Source organism: Mesorhizobium sp. B2-7-1, from assembly GCF_006440735.1.
Classification (GTDB): domain Bacteria; phylum Pseudomonadota; class Alphaproteobacteria; order Rhizobiales; family Rhizobiaceae; genus Mesorhizobium.
On the sequence record NZ_VFUA01000168.1, the window covers coordinates 1 to 8,742 of the forward strand.

Below are 8,742 nucleotides of genomic sequence, written 5' to 3' on the forward strand. Positions count from 1 at the left end.
CAGCGTGATCTTGCCGGTCCATGAATCCGACAGCGACGCCCAGATGCCGTCATTGATGTAGAGCCGCTTGCCCTTGCGCAGCAGGACGCGGACGATCAGCGACAAGCAGCGCGCCACGATCACTCGGCCGGGCTCCGCGACCAGCGGCATCTGGTCGAACTGATACTCTTTCAGGTCGCCGGCCAGCCGCGACATCAATTGGCCGAGCGACGGCATCTCGACCTGCTTGCGGTTGGGATCGTGGCCATACTCGGCGGGGAAGCCACCGCCGACATCCAACCCGACTATGTCGAAGGTCAGGCGGTTGCGCACCCAATCGGCCGAGGCGAGCGCGCGCTCATAGGTGTCGGGATCCTCGATCTGGCTGCCGACGTGGAAACAGAGCCCTACCTTATAGCCGGTGCGGTTCAGGCGCTCGGCAAGCTCGACGGCATTGGCAGGCCCGGCGCCGAACTTCTTCGACAATTCATAAGCCGCATGACCCTTGGTCTGGATGCGCACGAAGACGGTGATGGCGCCCGGGTCGATATCGAGCGCGCGTACGACGCGCGTCAGCTTGGTGATCTCGTCCTCGTGGTCGAGCGAGATCACCCGAATGCCGTATTTCTCGAGCGCCAGCTTGATGTCCGACTGCGCCTTGACCGGATGCATGTAGAGCATCTCGGCATCCGCCGAGACCGCGCGCACGGCGGCGAACTCGCCGGGCGAGGCGACGTCGAAGGTGCTGACGCCGGCCTCCACCAATGTCTTCAGCACGATCTGCTCGCCATTGGTTTTCACCGCATAAGCGGTCTTGCCGGGAAACATGCCCATGAACTGCAAGGCATCCGCTTTCAGCACCTGGGGGCGGAAGCAATAGACCGGATCGTCGGGACGGAGCGCCAGTGCCGCTTCACGGGCATTTTCGAATCGCTGCATGGACGAATCCTCAGGTCTGGAGCGCGCACAATTAATCCTAGCTAGCCGCCAAAGAAAACAGTTCTGTGTCTGGCGGCCCGGAGCGGCCGGCCGCACATTTCGCCAACGCTAAACCACCGGTCAGGTTTCGGGTGGCTCTTGCCGCCGAACTCGATATCGGTTGTTGCGATGTTTGACGGGCTGAGGTTGCGATCGGCCAGGGGAGGAGCAGGACATGTCGATTACGGCCGGCGCCGCGCCGACGCGCGGACCGATGACGCTCACGGATTGGGCGCAGCTTCTCCTGCTCGGCGCGATCTGGGGCGGTTCGTTCTTTTTTGCTCGCATTGCCGTGTCGGAAATCCATCCGCTGGCGCTGGTGCTGTTTCGCGTCGCCATCGCCGCGATCGCACTCCAGCTCTATCTGGCGGTCCGCGGCCCTTCGTTCCGGCTCGCCTTCCCGCATGCCGGCCTCTTCTTCCTTTTGGCGCTGACCAACAACGTCGTGCCCTTCTCGCTCATCTTCGCCGGCCAGACGCAGCTCGGCGCCGGCGTCGCCTCCGTGCTCAATGCGACGACGCCGTTCTGGACGCTGATCCTCGCCAACGCGCTCACAACCGACGAGAAGCTGTCCTGGAACAAGCTGGCCGGAATCGCGCTCGGCGTTGCCGGAACGGCGGTCATGATCGGCCCTGGCCTGCTTGCCGGACTCGGCGGGCCGGTCTGGCCCAAGTTCGCGTTGATCGGCGCTTCGCTCTCCTACGCCGTCGCCCTGATGATCGCGCGCCGCTTCAAGGGCGTGCCTTCGCCGGTCATCGCCACCGGGCAGCTGACCGCATCGACCATCATCATGATCCCGGTCGTGCTGATTGCGTATGGCCCCTCAGGGCTTTTCTCGGTTTCGCCTCCCGTCTGGGCCGCGGTCCTGGGCCTGGCGTTGCTGTCCACCGCCTTCGCCTACATCCTCTATTTCAACCTCGTCGCCTCGGCCGGCGCCACCAATGCCTCGCTGGTCACCCTGGTCGTGCCGGTCAGTGCGGTGCTGCTCGGCTTCCTCTTCCTCGGCGAGCGGCTGGCGCTGTTCGAGATCGGCGGCATGACGCTGATCGGTTTAGGCCTGGTCACCATCGACGGGCGATTGTTCGGCAAATGGTAGCGGTGTCATGCCACACCGCCGCCACAATTTATTCACAACGGCGAAGCCGGCTTTTGCCGAAGAGTTTCAACGGCTAACGGCAAATTCCAAGTCGCGAATTCCACAATCATGTCGCATTGCAGCACGTTTTCCGCTTGCCTGTGGCACAAATGACCCTAGACTCCTGCCATAGCTCTGAAGAGGAGGCTATGACATGGGACTGACGAGGCCGATCAACGCTTTGATGATTTGTGCCGCATTCGCATTCATCGGTGCCCTTATCATAGGCGTTCTTCCCTGACCCGCCAAAGACGGGAAGAAAAGCACCGAGAGTAGTCCAAACAGTTCGAAAAGGCCGGGTTCCACCCGGCCTTTTCCATTCCAGCCCGCCTTATGCGGCAGCCGAACCAGCCGCCTCCGCTTCATGCGAACGGATACCGATCATGTGGCAGACGGCAAAGACGAGGTCGGCACGGTTCATCGTGTAGAAATGGAAGTCGCCGACGCCGCGCTCGACGAGGTCGAGCACCTGCTCGGCCGCCACGGCGGAGGCGACGAGCGCATGCGTCTGTGGATCGTTCTCCAGCCCCTCAAAACGCTCAGCCAGCCAGGCCGGCACCAGCGCCCCGCAGCGCGACGAGAAATTGGCGACCTGGGTGAAATTATGCACCGGCAGGATGCCCGGCACGATCGGGATATAGATGCCGGCGCGGCGCGCCCGCTCGACGTAACGCTCGTAAAGATCGTTGTCGAAGAAGAACTGAGTGATCGCCCGCGTCGCGCCATTGTCGACCTTGCGCTTCAGCATATCGATGTCGGTAGCGAAGTCGGGGCTCTCCGGATGCTTTTCCGGATAGGCCGAGACCGAGATGTCGAAATCGCCGACGCTCTTCAGCGCCCCGACCAGCTCGGCGCCATTGGCATAGCCGTCGGGATGCGGACGGTAGCTGGTCCCCACGCCGGCCGCCGGATCGCCGCGCAGTGCGACGAAGCGCTTGACGCCCATGTCGGCGAATTCGCGGATGACCGTGTCGACCTGATCGCGCGCGGCGTCGACGCAGGTCATATGCGCCGCCGGCGTCAGCGTCGTCTCGTTGAGGATGCGCTTGACGGTGCGTGCCGTGCGCTCGCGGGTCGAGCCGCCGGCGCCGTAAGTCACCGAGACGAATTTCGGTTTGAGCGGTTCCAGCCGGGTCACCGTGTCCCAGAGCCTCGCTTCCATCTCGTCGTTCTTCGGCGGGAAGAATTCGAACGAGACCCGGACCTTGTCGCCGATGTCGGGGCGGCGGGAAAAGCGGAACTGGTTCATCAGGCTGTTTCCCTCACTGGCAAGGAATCGTTGGATGGATCGGCGATCAACAGGCGGCGGTCGCGGCCGAGCCAGAGCTTGACGGTGAGCCCCGCCTCGTTGCCGCCGCGCGGCTCGAATTCCTGGCTGTCCTCCAGGTCGAGCCCCGCCTCGGCGAACCAGTCGGACATCTGCCGGTCGGAGAAGCCGAGCCGCATATGGGCATGCTGGTCGCGCAGGAATTCCAGCGCGTGCGGCGCGAAGTCGACGACGATCAGCCGGCCCGATGGCCTGAGCAGCCTCGCCGCCTCGGCGATGGCCCGGGCCGGATCGTCGAGATAGTGCAGCACCTGATGGATGGTGACTAGATCGAAGGCGTTGCGCTCGACCGGCGGCGAGAAAATGTCGCCCTGGCGCACCTGCGCATTGGCGATGCCGGCCTTGTCGAGATTGGCGCGCGCCACCGTCAGCATCTCGCGCGACATGTCGATGCCGACGCCCCGCCGGTAGAGCGGCGCGAAGATTTCAAGCAGCCTGCCGGTGCCGGTGCCGAGGTCGAGCATCGACTGGAATGGCCGCTTGCCGACGAGCTTGATGAGCGCCGCTTCCACCGCGCGGTCCGGCACATGCAGCGAGCGGATGTGATCCCAGCTCGCGGCGTTTTCCGAGAAATATTCGGCCGCCCGGTCCTGCCGCTTGCGCTTCACCGCCGCCAGCCGCTCGAGATCGCGCACCACTTGCGGATCGGCCTCGCTTATGCCCGACACCAGGCGCTGCACGAAATCGCGCGAATTATCCGTATCGGTCAGCCTGAAAAAGGCCCAGGACCCTTCTTGGTAGCGGCCGATCAGCCCGGCATCGAGCAGCAGCTTCAGATGGCGCGAGACGCGTGGCTGCGACTGCCCGAGGATCTCGGTGAGGTCGGAGACAGTAAGATCGCCACGCGACAACAGCACCAGGATACGCAGCCGGCTGGATTCGGCCGCCGCCTTCAATGTATCTACCATTGTGTCGAGCGAGACATGCATGAGCGGGTTCTCGTTGAAAGATATAAAGATATGTTTATGTCGATTTTGAAACCCTGGCAAGCGCTATGTCGCTTCCGGACAAGAAAATGGCGCAGCCGTGATCCGCGCCAGGCAGTTGGGTCTTCGACAGGATGAAGAGGATGTTTGAGACACGCGAAGGTGAAACGCTTCTTGCAGCCGATCCGGCGGAACTGCGGCCGGACGGCCATGTCGTCTTTATCGGCCGCATCGTCTCGCCATGGGTTGGTCGCGAGGATTGCCCCAAGAACATGCGCGCCGCCCGCGAATCCGGGCAAGCCGCGACGGTCCTGATCGACGAGCCCTATCGCCCCGGGTTGCAAAACCTGGAACGCGCCAGCCATGTCGTCATCCTGTCCTGGCTCCATCACGCGCCGCGGAATCTGATTGTACAGAAACCGCGCCATGCGGCTGAACCGAAAGGCGTTTTCTCGTTGCGTTCCCCTGCCCGGCCGAACCCTGTCGGCCTGCATGTGGCGAAGCTTGTCGCGCTCGACATCGAGGCCGGCCGGATCGGGATCGACGCCATCGATGTGCTCGACGGCACGCCGGTCATCGACATCAAGCCCTACCACGCCTCGACCGACGCCTTCCCCGAAGCGACGATCGCCGGGCGCGACGAGAAATGAGCGCCCCCACCGGACGGCGCCGCGCGATCGCCAAGGCGCTGACGGCGCTGTTGCCGCTCGCTCCCTACGCGGACATGGAAAAGATCCGCGCCGAAGCTGGCTCAGTGCATATGAAGAGCTTGCCGCCGACGATCGCGGTTTGGCTGGCAACCATCGCCCATGTCCGCCATGTCCACACCGACTACGAGAAGCTGCTCGCCGAAGGCTATGACCGGGATTCGGCGCGTTTCTTCGTCATCGGGCGGACCAACGAGGTGCTCACCCGCTGGCGGGCGACGCGCCTGCTCGAAGAGGACGACGAGGACGAGTGAGGTCGGCGACCCACCAGACGTCTGATAAGTCTCTTACCCGGAGGCATGACGATCCGGCCTCGTCGAGCGCGCTGCCTGTTCCCGGCCCTGCCGCCAAATAATTCCGGCGGCGCCTCTGGAAAAACGACCAAAGCGCCGTACATGCAGCAAGCGGAGCATCCTCCGCTTATATCCGGAATATATCGTCACCAGGGCAATTCCAGGGAAAACGCGTAGCGCTTTCCCGCCTGGAATTTCGCAAAAACAACGACTTGGAGCGGCTCGGCGACCCTGAGAGGCGCTGCACCGCTCCAAGGGCAAGGATCACAGATCATGACTGATAAGGTTTGGTTCATCACCGGATCGTCGAAAGGCTTTGGCCGCGTCTGGGCCGAGGCCGCGCTCGCCCGCGGCGATCGCGTCGCGGCAACCGCGCGCGATGCCGGCACGCTTGCCGATCTCGTCGAGAAATATGGCGACAAGGTCGCCGCCATTGAGCTCGACGTCACCGACAAGCAAGCGGTCGACGCCGCGATCGCCGAGGCGCACAAGCGCTTCGGCCGGCTCGACGTCGTCATCAACAACGCCGGCTACGGCCATTTCGGCGCCATCGAGGAAGTGACAGAGCAGGAAGCGCGCGACCAGATCGAGACCAACGTCTTCGGCGCGCTTTGGGTGACGCAAGCCGCGCTGCCCATCATGCGGACGCAACGCTCCGGCCACATCATCCAGGTCTCGTCGATCGGCGGCGTCAACGCCTTCGCCTCGCTCGGCCTTTACCACGCCTCGAAATGGGCGCTGGAAGGCTTCAGCCAGTCGCTCAGCCTGGAAGCCGCCGGCTTCGGCATCCACGTCACCCTTGTCGAGCCAGGTGGTTTCTCGACGGACTGGGCTGGGCCCTCGGCCAAGGTCTCCAAGCCGTTGCAAGTCTATGAGCCGATCCGCGCGGCGATGGCCGAGCGACGCAGCCGTTCCGCCGCCGGCGATCCGCAAGCGACCGGCCCGGCAATGCTGGCGATCGTCGATGCGGCCGAGCCGCCGCTCAGGGTCTTCTTCGGCGATGGCGGACTGCCGATGATCAGGCAGGAATATGCCAACCGCATCGCCACCTGGGAAAAGTGGGACCATGTCTCGGTGATGGCGCAGGGCGCCAACAAGAACCGCAAAACCTGAAGCTAGGACGGGCCACGCCGTTCTTGCGGCGTGGCCTTTTGCTCAGGCCGGGTAAATCCACTGCTCGGGCACCCGCACCGAGATCTCTTCGCCGGCCCTGATGACGCCCGGCTTCTCGACCCAGGCGACAAGGCCGCGCAGCCGCTTCGCCTCTTTTGGAAAGAGCAGCGCGGTGGCATTGTGATCCACGGCGCCGACATGCTTGGCGATCGACTGTCCGGCAACGCGGCACGGCTTGTTCTGGCCGTCGACCTTGAGCGTCACGCCACCCTTGAAGAACATCAGCGAGCCGGCCGGCAGCATCGAAAGCTGCGGCACGCCTTCGACCAGGAGGTTGGCGCCGATCCACTCCGGCTTGATCTCGTCGAGCCCCATGCGTTGGGCAATGATGGCAAGCTCGTCCGCCGCGACAAGCGACAATTGCCGCTCGTTGCGCATCTCGGTGCCGCGCGGGTACCAGGGCTCGCGCCCGCCGGAACGCCGCGTTGTTCCGCCATGGAAGTCGCCCGCTATGCCGTCGAAGCCAAGATGCAGTCCCTCGACCGCCCTCGTCTCGAAATGATCGTGCGGGGCGGCATAGAGCGCCGCCGCCTTTGCCGTCAGCTTACGGCCCGGCACGATGTCGACCACAGATTCAGTCCCGGCAAAAAGGTCCAGCATCGGCTTCATCCTTCAAGATGGCGCTTCCTTGCATTTCGGACGGCCACACGGCAAGGGCCGTTTCAGCCAACGCCTCCAGCTCTTCGGTCGAAGCTCCGTCGCGCGCCTGGATCGACATTCCGTTCATGACCCCAGCCAGGTATTTGGCAAATCCCTCAACCGTTACGCCCGCTGGTAGCTCGCCCGCCGCGAACCCTTTTGCCAGCCGCGCCGCGATGCCGGCTTCGGTCGCCTTGCGATACGCCTTGAGCGCGTCGGCAACGCCTTGCGCCTGCGGCGATGTAGCCAGCGCACCGCTGATGAACAGGCAGCCGCCGGGCTTGCCCGGCCTTGTATAGGCTTGCGCGGCTCCCAACAGCAGCAGCCGGATCGCCTCTCGGGTCCGCACCGGCGCGCCGAGCGCATCCAGGGCAAACGATATCTCTCTGTCGTGGTATCGCGCCAGCGCACGGCGGAACAGCGTCTCCTTGTCGGTGAAGGCGTTGTAGATCTGCGGCGGCGTCAGGCCCATGGCCTCGCGCAGCATGGCAAGCGAGGTCGCCTCATAGCCGTGCTCCCAGAAAAGCAGCATGGCCGCGTCGAGAGCGGCCTCCGGGTCGAACGCGCGCGGCCTGCCTCCACGTGATTTTTCAAGATCTTCCATAGTGATCGATACGAAATCTGTTGACTCATCTGCTTTAAGTAACGTAACAATCAATACGCAACGTGGCAAGCGGAACCACGCGCAGCACGAAGGAGAACCAACATGCCGATCACCCTGACCGCGCCCGAGGGCGTGCTGACCGAAGCGGGCGAGCGCGAAATCCTGCCTCGCCTTAGCGCCGCTCTCATCGAAGCCTCCGGGGCCACCGGAAATTCATTCTTCACCGGAATCGTCGGCGGAACGGTTCATATCCTGCCGATTGATCGCATTTATGCCGGCGGCGCCAACCGGCCCGTCGTCATGGTGGAGTTGAAGCTGCCGAACATCGGCCTGGCGACTGATGAGGCACGCGGAAACTTCATCACCGCAGCCACCAGGATCGTCGCCGAGTATTGCGTGCCGGGCCACAAGCCAAACAACACCTGGATCAACATCCTCAATGCCCCTGACGGCGGTTGGGGCATAGGCGGCCGGCAATATTCGGGCGAAGCGCTTGTCGCCGCGGCAAAGGCCGCCGCGTAACAGCACCGGCTTGATCACGACATTCTTACCGGCTTCGACTTTCTTTCGTCTGCCGCGCCGTCTTAAACGCGTGGCAGACGAGAGGCTCGATCATGCAGGTTGGACACGCCGTCGCAGCGCTTTGGCTGTTCTGGGCCCTATCGTGGCTCCTGGCCGCCTTCTGGGCCGATCCCGCGCAAAAGCGCGCGGCTTTAACGGCGGAGGCGCGCTATCGCGTCTTCTGGCTGGCCGGCACCGTGCTGCTGTTCGTGCCGGCGCACGGCTATGTCGGTAGGATGCGGCTCTGGATGCCGACGCTCACCGAGGCCTGGATCTGCGTTGCCCTGATCGCGGTCGGCATCGCCTTCGCCTGGTGGGCGCGCCTGTATCTCGGCCGCCTGTGGTCGGCCAACGTCACCGCCAAGGCCGATCATCGCGTCGTCGACACCGGCCCCTACCGCCTGGTGCGCCACCCGATCT

11 protein-coding genes are annotated in these 8,742 nt (G+C 63.9%); 6 read left to right on the plus strand and 5 right to left on the minus strand.

What is annotated here, in order from left to right; all coding sequences use genetic code 11:
• Nucleotides 1-918 (minus strand): alanine racemase (locus tag FJ471_RS33215; RefSeq protein WP_140810075.1); only part of this gene is annotated, 918 nt, incomplete at its 3' end.
• 214 nt (nt 919-1,132) lie between these two features.
• Here FJ471_RS33215 and FJ471_RS33220 point away from each other — a divergent pair.
• Nucleotides 1,133-2,053, plus strand: a complete 921-nt coding sequence (locus FJ471_RS33220; RefSeq protein WP_140810082.1) for a DMT family transporter — start codon at nt 1,133-1,135, stop codon at nt 2,051-2,053.
• Between the two features lie 370 nt (nt 2,054-2,423).
• Here FJ471_RS33220 and metF read toward each other — a convergent pair whose 3' ends face one another.
• On the minus strand, nt 2,424-3,341 hold the full coding sequence (gene metF, locus FJ471_RS33225) for a methylenetetrahydrofolate reductase [NAD(P)H] (protein WP_140810091.1): 918 nt from the start codon (nt 3,339-3,341) through the stop codon (nt 2,424-2,426).
• Entirely contained in the window at nt 3,341-4,348 is a 1,008-nt protein-coding gene (locus FJ471_RS33230; RefSeq protein ID WP_140810100.1) for a metalloregulator ArsR/SmtB family transcription factor, read from the minus strand. The genes metF and FJ471_RS33230 overlap by 1 nt, the downstream gene beginning before the upstream one ends.
• Before the next feature lie 140 nt (nt 4,349-4,488).
• On the opposite strand from FJ471_RS33230, the gene tsaA reads away from it, so the two are divergent.
• The 3 genes from tsaA (at nt 4,489) to FJ471_RS33245 (ending at nt 6,458) form a co-directional block, all read left to right on the plus strand.
• Nucleotides 4,489-4,995 (plus strand): tRNA (N6-threonylcarbamoyladenosine(37)-N6)-methyltransferase TrmO, encoded by a 507-nt coding sequence (gene tsaA / locus FJ471_RS33235; protein ID WP_181179929.1) that lies wholly within the window; start codon nt 4,489-4,491, stop codon nt 4,993-4,995.
• Nucleotides 4,992-5,306, plus strand: coding sequence for a DUF2293 domain-containing protein (locus FJ471_RS33240; protein WP_140810118.1), 315 nt, complete (start codon nt 4,992-4,994; stop codon nt 5,304-5,306). The genes tsaA and FJ471_RS33240 overlap by 4 nt, the downstream gene beginning before the upstream one ends.
• Before the next feature lie 312 nt (nt 5,307-5,618).
• Nucleotides 5,619-6,458: an SDR family oxidoreductase gene (locus FJ471_RS33245; protein ID WP_140810126.1), complete on the plus strand. Its 840-nt coding sequence runs from the start codon at nt 5,619-5,621 to the stop codon at nt 6,456-6,458.
• Between the two features lie 42 nt (nt 6,459-6,500).
• Here the strand turns inward: FJ471_RS33245 and FJ471_RS33250 are convergent, their stop codons facing one another.
• Together FJ471_RS33250 and FJ471_RS33255 are read right to left on the minus strand one after the other, a co-directional pair.
• Complete coding sequence (locus tag FJ471_RS33250) at nt 6,501-7,118, minus strand: MOSC domain-containing protein (RefSeq protein ID WP_140810134.1); 618 nt, start codon at nt 7,116-7,118, stop codon at nt 6,501-6,503.
• Nucleotides 7,093-7,830: a TetR/AcrR family transcriptional regulator gene (locus FJ471_RS33255; protein WP_246684899.1), complete on the minus strand. Its 738-nt coding sequence runs from the start codon at nt 7,828-7,830 to the stop codon at nt 7,093-7,095. The genes FJ471_RS33250 and FJ471_RS33255 overlap by 26 nt, the downstream gene beginning before the upstream one ends.
• A gap of 33 nt (nt 7,831-7,863) precedes the next feature.
• On the opposite strand from FJ471_RS33255, the gene FJ471_RS33260 reads away from it, so the two are divergent.
• A complete protein-coding gene (locus tag FJ471_RS33260; RefSeq protein ID WP_140810142.1) occupies nt 7,864-8,283 on the plus strand; it encodes a hypothetical protein in 420 nt (139 codons plus the stop codon).
• Nucleotides 8,284-8,375: 92 nt separating this feature from the next.
• On the plus strand, nt 8,376-8,742 hold a 367-nt coding region (locus FJ471_RS33265; RefSeq protein ID WP_281408553.1), incomplete at its 3' end, for an isoprenylcysteine carboxylmethyltransferase family protein.